The organism is Microthrixaceae bacterium (assembly GCA_023957975.1).
Taxonomy (GTDB): Bacteria; Actinomycetota; Acidimicrobiia; order Acidimicrobiales; family Microtrichaceae; genus JAMLGM01.
The window spans coordinates 99653-122059 of record JAMLGM010000004.1 but is presented as its reverse complement, the minus strand read 5'-3'; the positions used below and the strand labels follow the sequence as shown (position 1 = coordinate 122059).

Annotated in this window: 22 protein-coding genes and 1 riboswitch; of the genes, 8 read left to right on the top strand and 14 right to left on the bottom strand. The window is 67.3% G+C overall.

Annotation, left to right across the window (positions count from 1 at the left end):
* Positions 1-94: 94 nt before the first annotated feature.
* Positions 95-1693, bottom strand: coding sequence for an AAA family ATPase (locus M9952_07480; protein MCO5312763.1), 1599 nt, complete (start codon positions 1691-1693; stop codon positions 95-97).
* Positions 1694-1832: 139 nt separating this feature from the next.
* Here M9952_07480 and M9952_07475 point away from each other — a divergent pair, with 139 nt between their 5' ends.
* A complete protein-coding gene (locus tag M9952_07475) occupies positions 1833-2261 on the top strand; it encodes a hypothetical protein (protein MCO5312762.1) in 429 nt (142 codons plus the stop codon).
* Positions 2262-2754: 493 nt separating this feature from the next.
* Here M9952_07475 and M9952_07470 read toward each other — a convergent pair whose 3' ends face one another.
* Positions 2755-3114 carry a helix-turn-helix domain-containing protein gene (locus tag M9952_07470; GenBank protein MCO5312761.1) on the bottom strand — a complete coding sequence of 120 codons (360 nt, stop codon included), beginning with the start codon at positions 3112-3114 and terminating at the stop codon, positions 2755-2757.
* A 745-nt stretch (positions 3115-3859) separates the two neighbouring features.
* On the opposite strand from M9952_07470, the gene M9952_07465 reads away from it, so the two are divergent.
* From M9952_07465 to M9952_07450, 4 genes are read left to right on the top strand one after another with little or no spacing between them, the layout of a single operon-like run.
* Positions 3860-5242, top strand: a complete 1383-nt coding sequence (locus M9952_07465; GenBank protein ID MCO5312760.1) for a M50 family metallopeptidase — start codon at positions 3860-3862, stop codon at positions 5240-5242.
* A gap of 48 nt (positions 5243-5290) precedes the next feature.
* Positions 5291-6307, top strand: a complete 1017-nt coding sequence (locus M9952_07460) for a metal ABC transporter substrate-binding protein (GenBank protein ID MCO5312759.1) — start codon at positions 5291-5293, stop codon at positions 6305-6307.
* Complete coding sequence (locus M9952_07455; GenBank protein MCO5312758.1) at positions 6304-7080, top strand: metal ABC transporter ATP-binding protein; 777 nt, start codon at positions 6304-6306, stop codon at positions 7078-7080. The genes M9952_07460 and M9952_07455 overlap by 4 nt, the downstream gene beginning before the upstream one ends.
* 5 nt (positions 7081-7085) lie before the next feature.
* Positions 7086-8039: a metal ABC transporter permease gene (locus M9952_07450; GenBank protein ID MCO5312757.1), complete on the top strand. Its 954-nt coding sequence runs from the start codon at positions 7086-7088 to the stop codon at positions 8037-8039.
* Here M9952_07450 and M9952_07445 read toward each other — a convergent pair.
* From M9952_07445 to M9952_07415, 7 genes are all read right to left on the bottom strand, one after another.
* The gene (locus tag M9952_07445; GenBank protein MCO5312756.1) at positions 8036-9136 is read right to left on the bottom strand and encodes a DUF4202 family protein; all 1101 of its coding nucleotides are present in this window, start codon (positions 9134-9136) and stop codon (positions 8036-8038) included. The genes M9952_07450 and M9952_07445 overlap by 4 nt on opposite strands.
* Entirely contained in the window at positions 9133-9354 is a 222-nt protein-coding gene (locus M9952_07440; protein MCO5312755.1) for a hypothetical protein, read from the bottom strand. The genes M9952_07445 and M9952_07440 overlap by 4 nt, the downstream gene beginning before the upstream one ends.
* A gap of 97 nt (positions 9355-9451) precedes the next feature.
* A complete protein-coding gene (locus M9952_07435) occupies positions 9452-10315 on the bottom strand; it encodes a hypothetical protein (protein ID MCO5312754.1) in 864 nt (287 codons plus the stop codon).
* Positions 10316-10463: 148 nt separating this feature from the next.
* Positions 10464-11246, bottom strand: a complete 783-nt coding sequence (locus M9952_07430; protein ID MCO5312753.1) for a hypothetical protein — start codon at positions 11244-11246, stop codon at positions 10464-10466.
* Positions 11234-12442: an aminotransferase class I/II-fold pyridoxal phosphate-dependent enzyme gene (locus tag M9952_07425; protein MCO5312752.1), complete on the bottom strand. Its 1209-nt coding sequence runs from the start codon at positions 12440-12442 to the stop codon at positions 11234-11236. The genes M9952_07430 and M9952_07425 overlap by 13 nt, the downstream gene beginning before the upstream one ends.
* Positions 12439-13650, bottom strand: coding sequence for a homoserine O-acetyltransferase (locus M9952_07420; GenBank protein ID MCO5312751.1), 1212 nt, complete (start codon positions 13648-13650; stop codon positions 12439-12441). Before M9952_07420 ends, M9952_07425 begins: the two co-directional genes overlap by 4 nt.
* A 55-nt stretch (positions 13651-13705) precedes the next feature.
* Positions 13706-13852, bottom strand: a riboswitch (SAM-I-IV-variant riboswitch).
* Positions 13853-13857: 5 nt separating this feature from the next.
* Entirely contained in the window at positions 13858-15600 is a 1743-nt protein-coding gene (locus tag M9952_07415; GenBank protein MCO5312750.1) for an N-6 DNA methylase, read from the bottom strand.
* 29 nt (positions 15601-15629) lie between these two features.
* Between M9952_07415 and M9952_07410 the strand changes: the two genes are divergently transcribed.
* A complete protein-coding gene (locus M9952_07410) occupies positions 15630-16175 on the top strand; it encodes an NUDIX hydrolase (protein ID MCO5312749.1) in 546 nt (181 codons plus the stop codon).
* A 56-nt stretch (positions 16176-16231) separates the two neighbouring features.
* On the opposite strand, the gene M9952_07405 is transcribed toward M9952_07410, so the two are convergent.
* A complete protein-coding gene (locus M9952_07405; GenBank protein MCO5312748.1) occupies positions 16232-17395 on the bottom strand; it encodes a DEAD/DEAH box helicase in 1164 nt (387 codons plus the stop codon).
* 188 nt (positions 17396-17583) lie between these two features.
* Here M9952_07405 and M9952_07400 point away from each other — a divergent pair, with 188 nt between their 5' ends.
* Together M9952_07400 and M9952_07395 are read left to right on the top strand one after the other, a co-directional pair.
* The gene (locus M9952_07400) at positions 17584-17772 is read left to right on the top strand and encodes a hypothetical protein (GenBank protein MCO5312747.1); all 189 of its coding nucleotides are present in this window, start codon (positions 17584-17586) and stop codon (positions 17770-17772) included.
* A 21-nt stretch (positions 17773-17793) separates the two neighbouring features.
* Positions 17794-18411, top strand: coding sequence for a hypothetical protein (locus tag M9952_07395; GenBank protein ID MCO5312746.1), 618 nt, complete (start codon positions 17794-17796; stop codon positions 18409-18411).
* Between the two features lie 924 nt (positions 18412-19335).
* On the opposite strand, the gene M9952_07390 is transcribed toward M9952_07395, so the two are convergent.
* The 4 genes from M9952_07390 to M9952_07375 all read right to left on the bottom strand — a co-directional run bounded on the left by M9952_07390 (position 19336) and on the right by M9952_07375 (position 22374).
* Positions 19336-19677 carry a type II toxin-antitoxin system PemK/MazF family toxin gene (locus tag M9952_07390; protein MCO5312745.1) on the bottom strand — a complete coding sequence of 114 codons (342 nt, stop codon included), beginning with the start codon at positions 19675-19677 and terminating at the stop codon, positions 19336-19338.
* Complete coding sequence (locus tag M9952_07385) at positions 19661-19855, bottom strand: hypothetical protein (GenBank protein ID MCO5312744.1); 195 nt, start codon at positions 19853-19855, stop codon at positions 19661-19663. The genes M9952_07390 and M9952_07385 overlap by 17 nt, the downstream gene beginning before the upstream one ends.
* Positions 19856-20206: 351 nt before the next feature.
* Positions 20207-21022, bottom strand: a complete 816-nt coding sequence (locus tag M9952_07380; GenBank protein ID MCO5312743.1) for an AAA family ATPase — start codon at positions 21020-21022, stop codon at positions 20207-20209.
* Positions 21019-22374 (bottom strand): DDE-type integrase/transposase/recombinase, encoded by a 1356-nt coding sequence (locus M9952_07375; protein MCO5312742.1) that lies wholly within the window; start codon positions 22372-22374, stop codon positions 21019-21021. Before M9952_07375 ends, M9952_07380 begins: the two co-directional genes overlap by 4 nt.
* Positions 22375-22407 lie beyond the last annotated feature (33 nt).

Genomic DNA, 22407 nt, shown 5'->3' with positions numbered 1-22407 from the left:
GATAGCACCACGACGCGCAGTAAGCCTGTGCCGGCACGCGTCCAACAAGGTTGGCGAACCGCCGGCTGCGGAACTGCGGGGCTGCATCAGGCGATCAAAGATCCATACCGACATCCGTGTCGACGTCGTCGCCCAGTTCCGCCGTCTGTTCGATCGCCATGGACTGCGCCCCGGTCCGGCTGATCGATGCCCTTACGCGATCGACGAGTGACGGTTCGATCTCGTCGGCGTGGGCTTCGGTTTCCCGTTGGTTGTTGTCGACGAGGTACATCGTGTTGCCGATGCGTCCTCGTGACATCGCGGTGTAGGCGGGTTCTTTGGTGAGCTGATCTCCGGCCAGGATCAGGCACCGGTCATAGGTTGCGCCCTGGGACTTGTGGATCGTCATCGCGTACCCGTGGGCGAGATGTCCATCAGCGACGTAGCCGAACGGGACGTTCACGGCCTGGCCGTCTTCGGCACGGCACCGGATGACCTGGTGGTCGGTGTCGACCTGCTCGACGACTGCTCGTGTGCCATTGAGCAGGCCGAGCCGGCGATCGTTCCGCAGTGCCACCACAACATCGCCGTCGGCGAAGCCTTGCCCAGCGACCAAGATCTGGTCGGGACCGATCGTCCCTTCAGCGCGGAGCACAGTCCGGGCAGCCTTGTTGAGCGCATCAACATCGCCGCGTCGACTTGCCAGCATCACGGCGGACCCGGCCCGGCGGGCATCGAGCCAATCGGTCACCATCCGACTCCGTGCTTTGGCACCGTCGGGTGCGATCACGACTCGTCCTCGTTCGAGGTAGGTGTTCAGGGCCGTGTCGGTGTCGCCGGACCGAAGCCGGGCGAGCGCGGCGAGTTCCCACGGCTCGCGTTGTCGCCGATTCTCGGTGAGGTGTGACGCGGCGAGCCGGTGGCGGAGCCCGACGAACGCTCCGCCAGCTTCGATCTCGGGAAGCTGGCACGGGTCGCCGACCAACACGACCTTCGCGTCGGCCTGTCGGGCGTGGTCGAGAAGGCGGAGGACCTTGCGGGTGCCGACCATTGCGGCCTCGTCCACCACGATCACAGTGTTCGCGGCGAGACCGCCCCGTTCGGGACGGTCGAGGTCGATGAGAAACCGATCGATCGTGGACGACGGAATGTCGGCATCGGTCTGGAGTTGCCGTGCCGCCCTCGCGGCGAGCGCACAGCCGATCACGGTGTGGCCAGAGTCGGTCCATGCCTGGTTGGCGGCAGCGAGTGCGAACGTCTTGCCCGCGCCGGCGACGCCCTCCACGAGGTCGACACCTCGGCCGCTCCCACAGATTCGGGTCAGCATGTCGGCCTGCTCGATACTCATCGAGGGCCGTTGTGCGATCGCGATACCGACGTGGTGTGGGTCGGCGATCCCGACGCCAGCCTCCACGCGGTCGACGGCCGAGGCGATCAGTCGTTGTTCGGTGGCAAGCATGCCGGGCGTGGAGAAGCGAGTCTCGTCGGTTCGTGCCGAGACGGTTCGGCCGTCGTTGGTTCGGATGACGGCGGACTTGGGTCCGGCGAGTCGGGTGCAATGTCCGGACTCGATGAACAGGTCGGCCCACTGGCCGATGTCGGCGACGGGTGCGCCGTTCGGCAGGAGGTCGCAGATGCCCTGGATGACCTCGCGCCGTCCGAACGTCGACCGGTTCCGTGTTAGCCCATCGGGGCCGGCGAGGTGCTCGAACATCCGGAGTGAGGTGGACCAGTCCGGTCGATCGGGGCGTGAGCGTGTCGGCGTTGAGTCGGTCGCACACCTGCTCGCAGTCGAACCCCAACTCGGCGGCCCGTTGCCGCCAGCCCTGTGCGAGTAACTCGGGGGTCGCCGAATGGTCCTTCATCCGTCGGGTGGCGTACGCCGCGAGCTGTGCGGAGCGAGCAGTGTCGAACCCGTTTTCCGCCATGTGAGCTTCGATCTCGTGGCGTCGTGTGGAGAACTCGTCGACGACCTGCATCGGGACCGCCGACAGATCCGCGATCCCGCGTCGCACCGCCCGCCAGTCGACACCCAGCGTGGTGGCGAGTTGGTGGCGGAGCTCGGCCTCGTAGAGGTAGCCGACGGTCTTGGACCAGTGGTACAACGGCCGCGCATCGAGCGCTGTCCACCGGTCGTCGGGCCCATGAACCAGGTTCGCGATCACCACGTGAGTGTGGAGATGCGGGTCACCGGCACGCGACGTGCGATGCCGGAACGCGGCGGCGACGAACCCGTCACCGGCAACTATCTCAGCGCCGCCGTGGCCACGCCGACCCCGTGACGCTTCCGTCTCGAACACCGTGAGCGCTTCACGCACCGCGACATCGTGCGCCAGCCGGACCACAGCTCGGATGTCGGGGGTGCCGAGACCGTGGAGGACCGACACCGACTTCGGTGCGTTGAACGTGGCATCAAACGCCGCCACGGTCGGAGCGGACCGTGACGCGGTGACCCTGACGTCCGTTCCCGGATAGCGGTGCTCGAGCACAGCAGCGAAGTCTTCGGGTCGGACCGTGCCGGCCAATCCCAACCGCTGCGCCGCCGCACCCACCCACTCGCCGGGTGCTTCGCGAGTGGTGGTGTAGTACTCCTCGGCGCCGTCAGCGACCATCGCGGTGTAGTAGTCACCGCCACCGGCAGCGAGCTTGCCGAGACTCAACAAGGCGACCACAAAAGGTGACAACCGGCGTGACCGACGCCAGGGCACCGTGGTGCAAGTGCGTCGAACGAAATGGCACCTGACCAAGGCACCGTCCAGCCGACCGCGCAACTGGTCACGAATCGAACCTCAGCTGATCCATCGACACAAGCCGACGACAGCGGCCGGGGCCATCGCTGGTGTGGTCGACACGAGCTGGTGTCGGGTTCGGTATGGCAGCGGGCAAGACCGCCGCTGCGACGCTCCCAGAGGAGCCGTCGACGGCGCCCGTTTCCACCGACAACACGATCGGGGCGCCGATCAGGCGCTCCAGCGCCACCCGTGGGACCCGCAGCTGCCCTCCGACACGGATCACCCCCAAGCCTTCTCCCCCGCCGGTGGCAAGGTCGCGTCGGGCGAGCTCGTAGGCGGTGGTCCGACCGATGCGCAACACGACGGCCGCCTCCGTGATGGTCAACAGATCAGGTGTACTCATCGGCAAACTCCAAGCGTTGTCGGCTGTTGGTATCGCTAGGCGCATCGAGACCCCGACTCAGCGGATGAAGCACGACCGCGCCGGGGTCCGACAATGGCTGGTCACCCTGGACACACCTCTGAACGCGAGATCGAAATCGGTCAGGAGATCTCGCTGGTCATCCCTGACCAAGGCAGACCGACCGGGACGCCGAGGAGCAGGCCCGAGGGTGGCGGTCAGGATGGAGGTGTCCGGTTCGCCGTCGTCTTCGCCGTCGTGTTCGCTGTCCGCTTCGCCGTCGTTACTCGAGCCGGCGACGTCTGGGAGGATGACGTGCCGCCAACCTCGGGCCCCCTGATTTCCGGTAGAACAGCCCAGGACGGCGCGTGTCGCCGGTCTTGACCGTCAGTGGTCAATCAATCGGAGGCTGGCCCCAGCCACGAAGTAGAGCGTTCGACTACCTTCCGATATTCGATGTCATCCGTCGGCTAGCGAGTGGGACGAAACCCCAGTTTGTAGGGCTTCTCGGCACCGGATGAACGGTGCTTTCGACCTTGCCAAGGTGAGGGTCGCGGGTTCGAATCTCGTCGTCCGCTCAGCACAGGCCCCCTCTTCGGAGGGGGCCTCGTCGTTTTCGAGTGCCCAATTCGCGCGAAGTTTGTGCCGAAAGCGACACGGGGTGTCGGTTTCGGCACAAACTTCGCGCGGTAGCCGCCGCCGGTGTCGCGCCGTCGGCCGGCGCCCGGCACGGCACTAGCCTTGCGCCATGGCGAGACCGCTGTTCACCGTCGCCGGGATCCCGGTACGAATCGACCCCGCGTTCATCTTCGGAGCCCTGCTGATCTACCTGTGGTCGGGCGGCGGAACCCATGGCATCTACGCGGTGGTGGCGCTGGCCATCTTCTTGTTCATCCACGAGATGGGTCACGCGGTGGTCGCCCGCCATTTCGGGGCCAAGGCGGGCATCACCGTCGGGTTTCTCGGCGGCTACACGAGTTATGTGCCGCCCGCGACGATCACCCGCGGTCAACAGATCGCCATCAGCGCGGCGGGATCGGCCACCCAGTTGATCGTGGCGTTGCCGGCGTTGTACGCCACCCTGTTGTGGACTCGGTCGGTCGCACAATCCGCCGATTTCACGTCGGTCGCGACCTTCAGTGCGCTCGAAACGCCGGCCAACGTCTACGCCGCTGTCGCCTGGGCTGGGGTGTTGCTCGCACTGCTGAACCTGATCCCGGCGTTGCCCTTCGATGGTGGCCGAATCGTCGAGCGCCTTTTGCGCGGCCGTTTTGGCGATGCCACCTCCACGATCATGGCTCGGTGGTCCTACGGGGTCGCTGCCGTGCTCGCATTGATGTACGTCATTTCGGGCGGTTCCGAGCGAAACTCCCCGCTGTATCTCACCCCGCCGCAGATGGATCTGTTCGACCCGTCCTTTGTCACGATGATGGCTCGCGAGGGGGTTCGGTTCGTGAACTTCTTGACCTCGGGGTCGTTGTTTGTGCCGTTGATCATCGTGTTGGGTGCGGCGGCGGAGGGGCGTGCTCGTGCGGTCGTGACGCCGAAGATCGGCCGGCCCGGCGAGGCTCCACCGTTGGATGCGCAGTCGTTGCTCGCCGCGGTCGAGTCGGCCGAGCGAAGCGGCTGGGCGACCGGCACGGTGCCACCCTTTCCTGCGGGGTTCGAACCCTCACCGTGGCTCGTGACCTACGCGGCACAGCGTCGCGGCGACACCACCACCGCGCAGCAGGCGCCGCACCTTCTGTCCGATGTCCGGGAACGGCGTTGGGTGAGGCCGCCAGATCCGAATCATCCGGCGATCCTCGACCTGCTCCAGCATTTGCCCCCCGATGTCGCCGACAGCGCCGCGGTGCTCGAGATGCGGGTCCACGCCGGGTCGGTGGACGACTTCGCCTCCGCCATCCAGCGCCGGGTCACCGCGACCGGCGCCCCGAGCGACCTTTATTTGGGGGCGGCGGGATTCGCCACTCGCGGCTACAACGATTCGGCGCTCGCCTGGCTCGAGCGGGCGGTGTCGGCCGAGCCCAGCGCGACCCTCCTGGCCACCGCTCCGGAGTTTGGTTCGCTGCGCGGCGACCCCCGCTTTGAACAACTCCTCGAACGTGCGCAGGTGGCGGAGGGCGTCTGAGGTCGCGCATATATAGCGAATGGTTCTCATTTTAAGTATGGTGGTGGCATGCCTTCCACCGCCCTTCCCCGCCGGCCAGCTCGCGTGGCCGCGGTCGTGCTGCTGGGCACGGCGCTGATCGGTTCAGCGGCCTGCTCCGACACGTCGGCCAACCGGCCGGCCAGCGAGGCCGGTGCCATCGAAGTCGTCGCCGCGTTCTACGCCGCGGAAACCTTGGCCCGTGAGGTGGGCGGCGATCGTGTCAATGTCCGTTTGCTCGGATCCACCGGGGCCGACCCGCACCACATCGAATTGACCCCCGACGATGTCATCGCCGTGGCCGATGCCCAGATTGTGGTGGCGATGCGGGGATTCCAGCCGGCGGTCGACGAGGCGTTGGCCGAGGCGAACGACGATGCCATCGTCGACCTTGCCACCGTGATCGACCTGCGATCCTCCGAGCCGCATGAGGCCCAACATGAGGAGGGCGATCACGAGGCGGCCGATCACGACGAGGCCGAGCACGACGAGGCCGATCAGGACGAGGGCGATCACGACCACGGCCCGATCGATTTCCATTTCTGGCTCGATCCCACGTTGATGAGCGACGGTGCCATCGCGGTCCGCGACGCGCTGGTCGCCGCCAGCCCCGACCATCGCGAGGAGTTCGACACCAACCTGGCGACCTTTCAGTCGGAACTCGGCGAACTCGACACCGGGTATCGCGACGGGCTCGCGACCTGTGAACGCGGCGAGATCGTCACCACCCACCGGGCGTTCGGGTATCTCGCCGATCGTTATGACTTCATCGAAGACTCGATCACCGGGTTGACCCCCGAGGACGAACCCTCCCCCGCTGCGTTGGAGCGCCTCGCCGACCACATCACCGACAGCGGCATCACCACCGTCTTCTTCGAGACCCTGGCCAACCCCGCCATCGCCCGCACCTTGGCCGAGGAGACCGGCGCCACCACCGCAGTACTCGACCCGATCGAGGGGGTGAGCGAGGCATCGCCCGGCACCGACTACGTTTCGATCATGACGGCCAACCTGGCCGCAATCCGCACCGCCAGGGGATGCCAGTGAGCGAGGACGACTGCCGGGAACCGCTCGTGGAGTTACGCCACGTCACGCTCGGCTATGACCGCGAGCCGGTCGTGCGAGGCATCGATCTGTCGATCTGCCGCGGCGATGTGGTGGCGGTGCTCGGTTCCAACGGCTCCGGCAAGTCGACCCTCGTCAAGGGCATGCTCGGATTGAGCGAGCTGCTCGACGGTGAGATTCTGCTCTTCGGCACCCCCGCACGGCGCTTTTCCCAGCGTTGTCGGATCGGCTTTGTGCCCCAGCGAAACCAGGTTGCGTCAAACATCCCGACCACTGCCCTCGAGGTCGTCGAAAGCGGCCGGGTCGCCCGCCGCGGGCTGTGGCGACCCTTCACCCGCGCCGACCGCGATGCCGCCCGCGCTGCGCTGCGCACGGTCGGGCTCGATCACGTCGCGTCCCGACCGGTGCAACACCTGTCGGGTGGACAGCAGCGTCGGGTGGCGATCGCCCGTGCGCTGGCCGGCGAACCCGAGCTACTCATCCTCGACGAGCCCACCGCCGGAGTCGACGCCGAAACCCAGTTGCGCCTCGCCGCCACCTTGCAACAACTCGCCGAGGCGGGCACCACCATCGTGCTCATCGAACACGAACTCGGGGTCGTGGCCGACCTGATCGGCCGGGTCCTCGTCGTGGCCGACGGCTCGATCTCCTACGACGGCGCCCCCGACGCGGCCCACACCCATCACGCCGACCACGAACACCACGATCACACCTCCGAACCCCTTCGCCCGGGCACCGGACTGATCGGATGGTGACTGCGATGGGTGCCGCCATCTGGAGTTACAGCTTCATGCAGCGGGCGATGATCGCCGCGGTTCTCATCGGCTTCGCCGCGCCGTCGGTGGGGATCTACCTGCTGCAACGTCGCCTTGCGCTGATCGGTGACGGTCTCGGCCACGTTGCCCTCGCCGGTGTTGCGCTCGGGCTCATCACCTCCACGTCGCCGGTGTGGATGGCCCTGTTGGTCGCGGTGGTGGGCGCGCTCGCGGTCGAACTCATTCGTACCCGCGGTCGCACCGGCGGCGACACCGCGCTCGCCATCATGTTCTACGGGGGTATCGCTGCAGGCCTCGTGATGGTGTCGCAGGCCCCCGACGCTACGCCGGTGAACCTCAACAGCTACCTGTTCGGCGCGATCACGACGACGTCGTGGGCCGACGTCGTCACCTTCGCGGTGTTGACCCTCGTCGTTCTCGTGGTCACGATCGGGATGCGCCGCGCCCTGTACGCGACCAGCAACGACGAGGAGTTCGCGTTGGCGGCGGGCCTGCCGGTGTTGCGCCTGAACCTGCTGTTGGCGGTGCTGACGGCCGTGACGGTCGTGGTGTCGATGCGCGTCGTGGGCCTTTTGTTGGTGAGCGCACTCATGGTGGTGCCCGTCGCTGCGGCCCAACAGCTCGCCCGCAGCTTCGCCCAGACCATGTCGGCGGCGATCGCCATCGGGGTCATCAGCGCGCTCGGGGGCGTGGCCACCTCCCGCACCACCAACACCCCGTCGGGCCCGACGATCATTCTCGTGGCCATCGGCTTCTTCGTCGTCGCCGCCATTGCCCGTTCTGCGATCACCCGTACCGCCATCGCCCATACCGCCATCGCCCGTTCTCCGATAACCAGTGGTCGTGATCACGACCACTGGTTATCGGAGAACGAGCCGGGGGGTCACGAGCCTGGGGGTCACGAGGCGGGCGGTAGCGAGCCTGAAGGTCGCGGCTAGGCGGTGGCGATGCAGGCGGCGCAGCGGCCGAGCGCATCGAGTCGATGGTCATCGATCGCGAAACCGTGCGCCTCGGCAAGCGCACTGAGGGTCGCCTCGAGCTGACGTTCCAGCGCGTCGGGCACCGTCACGTCGTCGACCTTGCCGCACACGACACACACCAGGTGATGGTGGTGATGTCCGGTGAGGTCCTCGGCGAGTTCGTAGCGGGTGAACTCCGACCCGGTCACCACCCGAAGCACCACTCCGGCCTGTTCGAGCACGACGAGGTTTCGATACACCGAGCTCTGGGCGAGATCGGGGTCGGCGTCGAGCAGCTCGGGCATCGACACCGGCCGGCCGGCGCCGAGCAGCAATGAGACGATGCGACGCCGCTGAGCGGTGAAGCGTTGATCGGCGTCTGCGAGCCGCTCGATGATCTCCACGGTCGACTGGGCCGAGGAGATGAGCTCACGCACAGCAGGGTCGAGGTCGGCCCGATCGAGATGGCTGCGCCCATGAGCGCTCATCTTTTCCAACGTCTTGGCCACCACCTCGGCGGCTTTATCGCCCAGGCGCGCTGCGGTGTCGAGGCCTTGCAGCTCGAAGAACGTGAGACACAAGCAGTCCTCGTGGGTCTGGACCTCCGCCTCCAGCGAGTCCGCCTGAGGCGGGTCGATGTCGACCGAGTGCGGTTCTGACGCGGTTAACTTCAGGCCCGAATCGCCGCGCTCACTGCGCCTGGGCGCTTTGGCGACGATGCGGCCGACCTCGTCGATCACCTCGGCGGGCACCCCGTGGTCGGAGAGCAGCGCCGAAACCTCCTCGGCATGTCGCTGACGCGCCTGTTTGCGCCAGCGCAGGTACCCCGCACGGCCATCGGGAAACTCCGAACGTGGAACGGTCCAACGTCGGAAGTGATGCGCACGTGCGGCGAGGCGTTGCGCCGGGGAGGCGTCGGGGTCGAGTCGGTCGAGCCACGCCGTCATGTGTTCGGCGTGCACGAGTTCCTTGGGCCGGGCGACGCCCGCGTCGTCGACCAGCGTCGGGTCCTGAGCGTTGGCCGCATCGATCGCCTCGATGGCTGCTCCGAGCCACGCCGGTGTGCGCACCTTCACCCTTTAGGTCGAAGGTCGATGCGGAACGTCAACACCCCGTCGACGAGTTCCGCGTCGGAGTTCGCGATGATCGCGAAGTCCTGGTAGTCGAGCTTCGACTGTTCGACGAAGGCACGGCGGGCCTCACCCTCAACGGGTGGGATCTGCCGCTGTTTCACCGATTCGGCTCGGGCTTGGAATCGGGCGAGCATTGCATCGAGATCGAGACCGTCTGCCATGGCTCCACCCTATCGGAGCGCCTCGCCTCGACGGTCGCCTCGACGGTCGCCCGGCCCTGGGTCGGACCCGGACCTACCCGGACGGACCCGGACGGACTCAGCGGTTCCCGTCGGGCGGCTCGAGTCTGACCGTCTCGGTCGGACGATCGAGGATCTCCCCGTCGGCAACGGCCCGGGGCGAGTCTTGACGGCGTCGCCGCGACGGGTCGGGGCGGGGACGATCGGGGTCCGGCTGGGCGGTGCGCAGCGTGCGCGGCGGGCGTTGATCGGCGCGCCGTGCGCTCGCAACCGCCTCGCGGCGAGCGGTGTTGTCCCGCGCTGCCTGCTCGAAATTCGGTGCGCCGGGGGCGGGAAGTTGCCGACCGACACGCTGCACCGGCGGGTCGTCAAAACGGATCATCGTCGGCGTCATGTCCGGGATGGCAGCGAGCGCTGAGGTGAGTGCCGCCGCAGCCGCAGCCGGAGCAGGAGCAAGAGCAGCCGCGCCAGCCGGAGCAGGAGCAGGAGCCGCAGCAGCAGCAGCCGCGCCAGCCGGAGCCGGTGCCGCAGCCGGAACGGCAGCAGGCGGGGGCGTCAGTGCGGCGGGGTTCGGAAGCGGTGCGTCGACGCGGGGGCCCGTCGGCTCGGGCGCCTCGGTGAGGTCGATCGAGGCGCCCTCGGTTGACGAGCCACCCACCACCGGGGCCTGTCCGGCGAGGTCGCCGCTCGTGACCCGCACCGGACGGGTCATGACCCAATAGATGACGGTCATCACGATGATGAGCACCGCCAACCCCACGAGGCTGTAGCTGATGAGCTGCAGTCGTTCCGCCGCAGGGTCGGGGTCGACGGCGGTTGCGTCCGGGGCGCCTCCGTCCTGAAGGGTCGCCGCAACCGTCAGCACGGATGCATGTGCGGCCGTCGCCCACGATCCCGCCGCCACCACAGCGCCGATGGCGGCCACAGCTGCTCGCTTCCCCAAGCCTCGCACGATCCGTCCGATCTACCTTTCGCCGCGAACCGGTGTTCTCGACGCAGCGAATCTTACTGACCTTCGCCATCGAATTCGGTCACCCGGACCTGCGAATCTGCTGCGGCGACGACCATGTGGCCACCGCGGCACCGTCGGGTCAGTGTTGATGGGTCGGGCACCAGTAGGTGGTGCGCCCGGCGACGACCTCCCGGCGAAGCCCGGTGCCGTCCGCCGGACACCTGCCGCCGACATGACGCTGTTCCTGCAGGTCGCCCCGATGCGACCCACCCCGACGCGAGAGCAGCCGAATCGTCGCTCTGGCGGTTCGCCGCAATTCCACGAAGGCCTCCCGGTCGAGCGAGTCGGCGGGACGGGTCGGGGCCAGGGCGCTGCGCCACAAAATCTCGTCGCACAACAGGTTGCCGAGGCCGGCGAGTCGGGCCTGGTCCAACAACACGGCCTTGACCGGACGACGGCCCACCAGCGCGGCTCGCCACTGGGCGACCGTCGCGCTCACGATGTCGGGGCCGAGGGCGTGCAAGTCGGCGTCGAGGCTCACCGAACCGAATCGTCGGGGGTCGTTGAAGCGAACGGCGAATCCGTCGTCGAGGTGGAGGCGCAGGCGATCCCATGCCTCGTCGTCTCGCCGGGGGCCGTATTCGAGCGCGTCGATCGGGGCGTCGCCGTCGACGATCACGCGGCCGGTCATGCCGAAACGCACCGAGAGGTCGTGGCCGGTGTCGGTGCGCATGATGACGACCTTGCCGTGGCGTTCGACGGCCTCGATACGGCTGCCGATCAGCGTGGAGACCGCGGTGTCGTCGCCGAGGTCGCCGCTGTGGAAGAACGACGGAGTCAGGATTTCGACCCCGGCGATGCGCCGCCCGATCGTGGCCGCGAGCGCACCCCGGTAGATCTCCGCCTCGATCAGTTCTGGCACGCCGCCTGCGCCGCCTGCGCCGCCTGTGCCGCGTCGATGGCGTCGGAGATGTCGGCGATCAGGTCGTCGACGTGTTCGAGTCCCACCGACACCCGCACCGTCCCGTCGTGAATACCCGCCGCCTGGGCCTCCGCGGGCAGCAGCGCGGCGTGGGTGGTGGTGCGCGGGTGGGTCACGAGGGTCTCGGGGCCGCCGAGGGAGGTGGCGAGCTGACAGATCCGGGTCGACTCCACGAAGGTCTGTCCGGCCGTGGCGCCGCCGCGAAGGTCGAAGGTCAACAGTCCGCCGAACCAGTTGAGCTGGCGCGAGGCCAGGTCGTGTTGGGGGTGGCTTGCGAGGCCGGGATAGGCGACCGCCTCCACCGCGGGGTGCGCTTCGAGGAACTCGGCGATCGCTTGGGCGGTGGCCGATTGGCGTTGGTGGCGAATCGGCAGGGTCCGCAGTCCGCGCAGGGCGTTCATGGCGTCGAACGGCGAGGCGTTGGCACCGTGCAGCACGGCGAACCCCCAAAGCCAGTCGATGAGTTCGCGTTCACCGGCCACGACCCCGATGGTGGCGTCGTTGTGTCCGCCGATGGATTTGGTCGCCGAGTGCACGACGAGGTTCACCCCGTAGTCGAGGGGGCGCACGCCGATCGGGGTGGCGAAGGTCGAGTCGACGACGGTGATCGGTCCGCCGATGGCGCCGAACCGTTCGAGGTCGACCAGCGCCAGGCGCGGGTTGGCCGGGCTCTCGGCGAAACACATCATGGTCTTGCCGGCGATGATGGCCGCATCCCAGGCGTCGGGGTCGGCCGCGTCGACGAAGGTGACGTCGATGCCAAAGCGCGGGCACACCGCGGTGAAAAACATCTGGGTGCCGCCGTAGAGCTGTCGTTGGGTGACGACGTGGTCGCCGGTGGACAGCAGGCCGAGCAGGATCGCCGAGATCGCCCCCATCCCCGAGGCGAACGAGCGCGCCGCTTCGGCTCCTTCGAGTTCTGCGATGGCCGATTCGAAGGCGTTGATCGTGGGGTTTCCGTGGCGGCTGTAGAACTGTTCGGCGCGGGTGCTCTGAGCGAAACGCTGCGCGGTTTTGGCATCGGGAGTGACGAATGCGGAGCTGGCCCACAGCACCGGGGCGAGGGCGTTGCCGTTGGCCTCACGGCCGGCGCGGATCGCCACGGTGTCGCTTCGAGGGGTCGTTTCGTCGGTCATCGGAGTGCTCCCAACTGTTCGTCGTGCCACGCGGCGTCGAGGAATCCTTCGAGCAGCGGTGCGATCTGGTGCAGTTCGATCAGGAACCCGTCGTGGCCGTCGATACTGCGAATCTCGTAGAACCCGCAGCGCTTGTTCGCTGCGATCAGGATGTCTCTGATCCGTTCTTGCTGATACGGCGGATAGAGCATGTCGCTGGAAATGCTCATGACGAGCGACGGCGCTTTGACCCGGGCGAGCGCGGCCTCGACGCTGCCGCGCTTGCGGGCCAGGTCGTGCAGGTCCATCGCCTTGTTCAGGCGCAGGTAGCTGTTGGCGTCGAATCGGCGCAGCAACTTGTCGCCGTGGTAGTCGAGGTAGCCCTCCACCCCAAAACGACTGTCGAGGGTGAACCCGTCGGGGCCGTCGAGTCGGTCGAGTTCGACCCGTCCGAACTTCTCTGCGAAGGCTTCCTCGGATCGGTAGTGGATCTGCGCGATCTGGCGGGCGAGGCGCAGCCCGCGGTGCGGGCCGTCACCAGGTTCGGCGTCGTAATAGTCGCCGCCACGGAACCTCGGGTCGGACTCGATCGCCCGGCGTCCGACCATCGACCAGGCGATCTGTTGTGCGCTGGCCTGGATCGTCGAGGCGATCGACACCCACGAACCGACGCGGTCGGGAAACATCGTCGCCCATTCGAGCACCTGCATTCCACCCATCGACCCGCCGATCACGCTCGCCCACCGTTGCACTCCGAGCGCGGTGGCCAACAACGCCTGGGCACGGACCATGTCGCGGATGGTGACGACCGGAAAGGCGGCGCCGTAGGGACGGCCGGTGCGGGGGTCGATGCTGGCGGGTCCGGTGGTGCCCTGGCATCCGCCCAACACGTTGGAACACACGACGAAGTAGCGGTTGGTGTCGATGGCGCGGCCGGGGCCGATCAGGCCGTCCCACCATCCCTCGGCCGGATGCCCCTGCGCCGCGCGGCCCGCTGCGTGGGAGTCGCCCGTGAGCGCATGACAGATCAGCACCGCATTGGAGGCCGACTCGTCGAGTTCGCCCCAGGTTTCGTAGGCCACCACGACCTCGGGGAGGTGCCCGCCGCCTTCGAGGGGGAACGGCCGACCGCTCGACACCGTCGCGAACTGGCGACGGCCCGCGGGCAGGCCGGGATGCCACGCACCGGTGACGGGTTCGAGTTGGTTGGGATGGCTCGGTTGGCTCATGACGCTCGATCGGAGGCGGACACCCGCTGACTCGTCGAGTCGCCCGAGGTGGGCCACTCGGACAATTCGTTGCCGGCGAACCGGCCGCATCCTTTCGGTCGGCGACGCCGGTCCGGGTGGGCCGACGACACTGGTCGAAAGAGGCACCTTGGGTGTCCGTCCCAGGTTGCCGGACCCCTCGGGGCCGCTCTAGATGACTCGGCCATGCTACCGGAGGCGGCGCGACCTTCGAGACATTTGCGGCAGGCGCGCCAGCCACCAGTCGACGAGGTCGTCGTCGTCGATGCGCCAGGACTGGTTGAGAAGGCGACCGAGTTCACGCCAGCCCGTGGCGTCGCCGTCCGCCGGCGGGTCGAGCGAGGCCCGCGCCGCCTGTCGCCACAGATCGTGGTCGACGGGCAGGGGGATCTGAAGCACCTGTCTGGCCGAGAGCCGCATGGAATCCTGGGACATTCCACCCCCGCCGAAACGCGTCGCCGCCCAGGCCGACGCTGCGGGCACGCTGAGCGCGGCGGCCAACATGGCCACCGGCGACGGGTCAGCCACCGGCGACGCGTCGTCCGGCTGCGACGGGCAGGCCGCCGGTGCGGCATCCGCGCCGACCGCCATCGGGACCACCGCCATCGGGACCACGGCGAGCACCGGGGTGAGCGGAACCGTGTCGCCGTCGGCGTCAAGGGCCGCCTCGATCACCTTGGTCTGAGTGGCCACGAGCACCTTGGGAACCGCCAGCCTCCCCACCCAGTTGCCCACCCTGGGCGCTGCGTCATCGAGCGCGTCGCGGTCCACCCACGGCGAGGTGCGTTTGCCCCCGCCGATTTTCACCTCGCGGGTCGCCCAACTGGAGGTGAGGGGGTCGATCATGGCGGTGCTGATCACCCGGGCCCCTCGCCCGGGTGCAAGGGGCCCGTCGCTCAGGTGGGCGACGAGTGCGTAGAACTCGTCGCGGAATCCCGCCGTCGCGGTGGCCAGGTCACCGATCGTGCCGTGGTGACCGGCCGGCGGCGCCACCGATGGCACCCCGCGGGCCCGCGCCCACAGCGCCGACCAGGTCGCGGACTCGGCCAGCAGTTCGGCGTCGACCTCACCGTGGGGCATCTCGCCGAGGCGTCCGCCGGTCACCTCGACGGGTCGCGCTGCGGCGCCCAACTGCAGGGTGGTCGCACACACGTCGACCTCGGCGCCGAACACCTTGTCTCTCGGCAGCCACACCGATGCCAACGCGCCCGCCGCCAACATGCGTCGGCGCACCGTCTCGGCGTCGCGGGCCGCGAGAAACGAACGGGGCTGCACCAGGCACACCACGCCGTCGGGGGCGGCCAGTTCGAGTGCCCGCAACTGAAACACCGCGGCGATGTCCACATAGGCGCGCACGTCGGGGCCGAAGCGTTGTGCCATCGCCCGTCGCGCGTCCGCGGTTCGGGCGGTGGACGCGTCGAGTTGGTTCTGGAACGGGGGGTTGCCGATGACCAGGTCGATTGTTGCGTCGGCCGGCAGCCCCGCCGTCGGGCCGTCCTCGAACAGCCCGCCCTGTAGTTGGCCTCCGGCGAACAGCGCATCCGCGCACACGACCCGTGGCGTCACCTCACGGGTCGCGCCAGCCTCGCGCGCCCAGGTCTGCAAGGCCGTCGTGGCCGCCTGCACCGCGTCGGGGTTCAGGTCGATGCCGACGAGGTGGCGGTTGACGATGTCGGCGGGGTCGAGCCCCTCGCGTCGAAGTCGTTGCGCAGCCGCGATGAGAAACACCGCTCCCCCACAGCTCGGATCACACACCACCGGCGTCGGGTGCCGCAGGAATCTCCACGCCTGTTCGACGAGTGCCTCGGCCACATCGGGGGGCGTGTAGTGCGCCCCCTGGCGACGTTGCTGGGTCGACAGGGTCGCCTCGAACTCGAGGCCGATGTCGTAGGCCGTCGACCGCGGCGGCTGCCGTGGCTGCGGGTCGGTCACCGCAGCATCCGCCGGTACGATTCGACGCCATGGCCTGGATCAATCACGGCGAACGCGAGCTGTATTCGAGTCCGTGGGTCACCCTCGGGCTCGCGGATGTCGAGTGGCCCGACGGCACCCGTTTCGACCACCACCTGATCCGTTGCCAGCCCGCCGCCGGATGCATCGTGATCGACCCCGAACGTGGGGTGCTGTTGTTGTGGCGGCATCGATTCATCACCGACACCTGGGGTTGGGAGATCCCGGCCGGGCGGGTCGATGAGGGCGAGTCGATCGTGGATGCCGCACGCCGAGAGACCCTCGAGGAGACCGGGTGGGAGCCCGAGGGCCTCACCCCGCTGGTCGACTTCTATCCGTCGAACGGGTTGAGCGATCAGCACTTCCACGTCTTCGTCGCGACCGGCGCCACCCACCGGGGCGAGCCGAGCGACCCCAACGAGGCCGACCGGGTCGAGTGGGTTTCGGTCGAGGACCTGCGCGAGGCGCTGCGTCGCGGCGAGATGAACGAGGGCCTGTCGGTGACGGCGTGTTGCTACGCGCTCGCGTTCGGAGCATTCGGCGACCTCGACGCCTGAGCCGCAAGCGCCCGCGCCCGAGCCAGCACCGGCGCGCCAGCGCGTACCGGCCCCGATCAGGCCCCTTCTTCGGGGTCCCACGCCACGAGGTCGCGCAGCAACGGGTTGTTCGAGAACACCTCGACGATGGGGATGTTCAACCCGATGCGCTTCTGCAGCCGCTTCACCTCGAGTTCCTGGTTCCACAACGCGAGGGTGACCACCACGCCGGAGGTGCCGGCGCGAGCGGTGCGACCCGATCGGTGCAGATAGGTCTTGTGATCGGTGGCGGGTTCGAGGTGGATCACCACGTCCACATCGTCGACGTGAATGCCTCGCGCCGCCACATCGGTTGCGACGAGGGCCTTGATCTTGCCGGAGGCGAAATCGGCGAGCGTGCGTTCGCGCAGTTGCTGGCGCAGGTCGCCGTGGATCGCCGCGGCGTTCACTCCCTCGCCCTGCAGTTTCACCACGATGCGATCGGCGTCGCGTTTGGTGGCGGTGAACACCATCGTCTTGTTCGAACCTTCGATGATGGAGGCGAGCACCTTCACCCGGTCGAGTTCGTGCACCTTCAGGAATCGGTGGTGCATCTGGTCAACCGTGACGGTCTTCGATTCGACCTCGTGCAGCTTCGGATCGTGCTGGTAGCGCTGCACCAGCCCATCGACGACGCCGTCGAGGGTTGCCGAGAACAGCAGGGTCTGGTGTTCGCCGTCGACCTGTCGAAGGATCCACTCGACCTGTGGCAGGAACCCCATGTCGGCCATGCGGTCGGCCTCGTCGACGACGACGTTGGTGATGTCGCTCACCGACAACGCCTCGCGTTCGATGAGGTCGATGGCCCGACCGGGCGTGCACACCATGAGATCGACGCCGCGGTTGAGCTTGTTGATCTGCTTGTCGATGGGGTCGCCGCCGTAGATCGCCACGACGGTGCGGTCGATGGCGGCGCCGAGCGGGGCGAGCTCATCGCGCACCTGGGTGGCGAGCTCTCGGGTCGGCACCAGAACGATGCCGGTGGGGCGGTTGGGTTTCGCCTTCGGCAGCACCTGCAAGGTGGGGACTCCGAAGGCCAGCGTCTTGCCGGATCCTGTCTTTGCTTTTCCGCACACGTCATGGCCGGCGAGTGCGTCTTCGATCGTGAGCGCCTGAATGGCGAATGGTGAAGTGATTCCACGCTCGGTGAGGGCTGCGGACAGGGGTGCCGACACGCCGAGCGATTCAAACGTTGTTGTCATACATATTCCTCGGCGCCAAGCCTACCGAACCCCCGGCGGGTGTCGGCCATGGTCGGATTGGCGCTCGCTCGCTGGCGCGCTCGTCGGCGCGTCCGCTGGCCGGGTTCGCGGGCCGGGTTCGCGGGCCGGGTTCGCGGGCCCGGTTTGAGGCGAGTGTTGTACATCAGGGGCGCGATATCGCGCCCCTGATGTACAACACCCCGCCTGCGTGGGCGACGGCCGAGGCCATCGAGGAGCTCGTCAGTGCCCCGGCGCAACGCAACGAGCACACGGATTTGTCGCTCGCACAGCATGCAGCGCAATACCTGGCGGCGCGGAAGGTGAAGCCGTACCAGCACGTGATCGTCGACGAGTCCCAGGATCTCCACGAGGCGTAATGGCGACTGCTGCGGGCGGCGGTGCCGGAACAGCCCAACGACATGTTCATCGTCGGCGACCAGCATCAGCGCATCTATGACCGCAGGTCGGCGCTGTCGAAGGTGGGGATCCGCATCACCAGGCGGTCGAAGCGGCTGCGCATCAACTACCGCACGCCCCACGAGATCATGGCGTGGTCGCTGATGTTGCTTGACGGTGCCGATGGTGGTGTTGATGCTGGTGGTGGCGTTGAGGTGGGTGCTGGCGCGGCGGTCGGTGAGGGCGACGATCCGCTGAACTTTGCCGGGTATCACTCGTTCATGCGGGGACCGACGCCGACCATCTATGAGGCGAGGTCACGGGCCGACCAGCGAAAGGCGTTGGTCAAGGTCGTCACCCAGTGGATCGACGACGGCGTGCAATCGGCCGAAATCGGGGTCGCCGCACGCAAGACCGCTGAGGTGAACGCGCTCTACAACGCCCTCGACGCCGCGGGTGTCCCCGTCGAGAAACTGGCGAAGTGCAAGCCTCGCTCCAACGGCGTGCGGGTCGCCACGATGCACCGGACGAAACGGCTCGAGTTCCGCTGCGTCGCCATCGACGACGTCAGCCTGGGTGAGTTGGAAAGGAACTCCGCGCTTGCGGCACCACCATCCTGAACGGATGTGTGCCGCCTTGAAGGTTCAGGGGCAGATCCAACGCGGCGATGACAACACCCTCGACCGACCACGGCTCGGGCCACGCGGTGTAGGAGACGCCACAAGATTCGGCGATCTATCGAGTGAGGGGAGCCTCATCGGTCAGGCACGGCCGACGCGCGTCGCTCACAAGCTGCAGGTCAAGGTGCCCCATGAGCAACGCCGCCATGCTCAGCCTGAAGGTTGAGGAGCCGATCCTGCCCGAAACGTGATCGGCCAACCGACTCGCTACCACTCGGGTACTCGCCGCCGAACTTGGGCTGATCCCGACGTACAAAGGCAGCGCTTCGGATTTGAGCGGGGTCGGGTGGAGGGTCCGCGTGTGTGGGTCAGGGGCTCGAATCGACGATCATGGTCGCGCCTCGACGCGCACCCTCAACACACAACTCGCGGGCCGCCGCGTTGACCGCTGAGACCTCGCGAGTTGCCGCCCCCGCAACCGCGACGAAAAGGTTGTCAACCCTTCGGGGAACTGAATGATCTCACCGATCGTCGATCGGTGAGTGTCGAGCTTGGCCATGTCCCGCAGCGACTGGGCCGATGTGGCACCAAGCAACCGGTGAACCTCCGGCTTGCGGAAGGCGCCGCCGACCACCAGGGTCGGCACACCGACCTCAGCGAGGGACTTCGAAACGAGCGCAGAGGTGGTCGACTTGCCCTCCCCCGGTATCGTCGAGGTGACATCAGGATGAGCGATGTCGGCTACGACCCATCCCTAAGCCTCACGGAACCGCCACCGAATCCGAGTCGATGCGCCTCACGCTCGACGACTACAACGGTCGACGCAGTGGGGTCAGCGACCTACTCATCACCCTGCTCGGGTTTGAGTCCCGTCGAGCGATGAGTCGAAGGTGAGGAGGCTGTCGAGTTCGTCCACCGGCGCCGTCACCCGATGTCGAGGAGCACTGCGATCGTCTCACGCACCTGGGCCAACACCTCAGCGCCCACGTTGCCCCGAACTCCTGCGATCCGACCGGGCGAGACCGAGCGCACATGCTGACATTGGGCCGACGAGGTCGTTGCCAAGCCATTGAACAAGTCCCGCTCGACGACGACCTCTGAATGGAATGCGCGGACGGTGCTCGTCAGCGGGACCACGTGCACGACCGACGGCGCGGAGTCGAGCACGCGTTGCGCCGTCACCAGGACCGCCGGGTGTTGGAAGCCGGCCTCTCGACCTTTCGGTATTCCCAAGTCGAGATCGATGATGTCACCCGAGGTCAGCATCGAGCCACGCCAACTCGTCCTCGCTCAACGGTGCGGCGAGCTCCAAGCCCATCATGTCTTGCCGCAACGCACGCACGGCGAGGGCCACCGTGTTGCCGACCGTCGTGTTCATCTCGTCCGCGAGGCGCTTCAGTTCCTGATGAGTTGCCGTGTCGATGCGGACACTCGTGCTCTGCATGCAATTCAGCATACACGGGTACGACGTCGGTGGGCTTGCCCCCAAGTTATGGACACGCTCACCGGCGCTTGCGCCACACCAGCTGTGCCGGCCGGCCGAAACAAGCCCGATCGAGCAGCTCGACCTGGCGCCGGTCCTTGCTCCAAACCCTCGACCCGCGGCCCTCGCGGAAGGTCGCCCGACTAGGCGATTCGACATGACCCGCACCGGACCAACCATCAGATCTTCCACCCCCTGTTGCCCGCCAGGCTGGGTGAGTATGGCGGCGACACGGTGTGTGGGGATGGATTGGTGGTCGTGGTGTCGTGGTGGTGGTCGTGGTGGCGTGGGATTGTGGTCGGTGTGTCGTTGCTATTCGGCGGTGACTTCGGTGATGGCGGTGCGGGTGGAGGATTCGTCGACGATGTTGCGGCCGGTGGCGTACGCGGCGATGAGTGCTTGAACGGCGAGGTTGTTCACGGCTCGGGGTAGCCCGCGGGCGACTTGGTGGATGAGCTCGATGGCGTCGTCGCTGAAGAGGGTGTCGCTGCGCCCGGCGAGGTTGAGGTGATGCGCGATGTAGGTGCTGGTCTCGTGCGCGTTCATTCCGGCCATGGCGTATCGCAGCGCGATGCGTTGATCGAGAGCGGCGAACATGCCGAGCTTGATGAGTCGCCGCAGGGTGGGTTGGCCGATGAGGAGACACGCGAATGGTGATCGGCTGTCCATGTCGGCGTTGAGAAGTAGGCGGAGTTCTTCGAGTTGGTCGGTGCTGAGGAGGTGGGCTTCGTCGAGGACCACGACGACTTTCTTGCCTCGTTCGTCGCGTTCGGTGGCGAGGGCGTCTTGGGCTTGGGGGATGAGCGCTGCTTTGTGGAACCGGGGTGTGCCGCCGAGGGTGGTGATGATCGTGGTGTAGATGCCTCGGGCGCCGATGGCGGGGTTGCCGATGTAGATGATGGTGTGGCGCGACGTGTCGAGGGTGCCGAGAGCGGCTCGTGCGGCGACGGTCTTTCCGGCGCCGACTTCGCCGGTGATAACTCCGAGGGCGTCTTCGGTGACACACCAGCTGATTCGTGCGACCGCTTCGGCGTATGTGGTGGTCGTGGCGAGCATGGAGGGGGCGAGGTCTTTGTTGAACGGCATGCGGGTAAAGCCCCAGTGGGCTCGGAGACGGTCGATGCTCACGGTTGGTCCTGTTTGTTGGTGGTTCGGGGTTGGACGATGGGTTCTTTGGGTAGGGCGAGTTGGTGAAAGTCGATCCCGCCTGAGGCGGCGAGGTTGCGGTCGCGTTCGGTTTCGATCAGGCGCAGGTAGTCGATCCCGGTCGCAGTGGGCGCTGCGAGTTGGGTTGGGTCTGGGCGAGCGGCGGGGTGAGTGTGGCGGCCGATGTGTTGTGGGACTGCGGTGCCCATGGGCAGGTCGCGCAGGCGGACCTCGATGTGGGTGAGGTCGAAGGGGTCAAAGACCAACTCGACGCGTTGGCCCGCGAGCGCTGCGTCGACTTGGTAGTGGTTGCCGAGCAGCGACACGGTCGCGACTTTGGAAACGACCCGGGTTTCAGACCACAGGAACGCTTCGTGGAGCTCGCCCGCGGTCGGGAACCTCACGATGCTCGTGTCGAAGCGGTCCAAAGGTGCTTCGCCGGTTTCGGAGTGGACTTGACGGTGATAGACGCCCTCAACCCAAGCCGAAAACAGGCGGTTCATTTCGTCGAGGTCCGTGGGGCCGCTCACGGTGATCTCGACGAGGAACTGGTCGCGAACGGTCCGGAAGAACCGTTCGATTTTCCCGCGGCCTTCGGGGCGGCGCGGTGTCGAGTGGGTGAGGCGGACTCCCAACGACGCGCACGCTCGCAACAGAGGTTTCGACGCGAACGCGGAACCGTTATCGACGTAGATCCCCCCGGGAATTCCTCGGCTGGCAAGCCCGGCGCGCAACGCTGCTTCGAGGCGGATGGTGTCTTCGCTGTGACACCACCGATAGCCGACCAATAGCCGACTGTGGTCATCGATGAACGCCAACAGGTAGACCTTGCGGCCACCGATGACGGGGCCGTGCAACGCGTCGCCGGTCCATAACACGTTGGTGGTGTCGGCCTCGAAACGGCCGAATACCTCAAGTGGTTGGCCGTCGGGACGAACGTTGAGACCCCGCCGAGCGAAATGGCGTTGCACCGTCCGCTCCGATGGCGCCCAACCCTTGTCGGCTTCGATGATCCGACATACCTGGGCCGCGGTGCGCGCCGGGACTTCAAGTTTCAACCTAACCGCGAGATCCAACAACGCTGCGGGGGTTTTCGGTTCAGCGGACCGCGCCTGGGGAACCAACGCGTCGAACCCGCCGCCACGCCACGCCCGGATCCAACGATCCAACGTCGAGCGGCCCACCCGGACCCGTTCACCGTGCGGGTCGAGATGGTCGCGAGCAGCGAGATAGCGGACCAAACGGCCGCGTTCGGTCGGCGTCAACGCCGGGTCCGCTGCCTCGCGAATCAACGAGTAACGAAACAACGCGATATCGCGATGCCGATCGTGCATGGAGCCCTCCAAGACTCAACAGGGGTAGAGCCC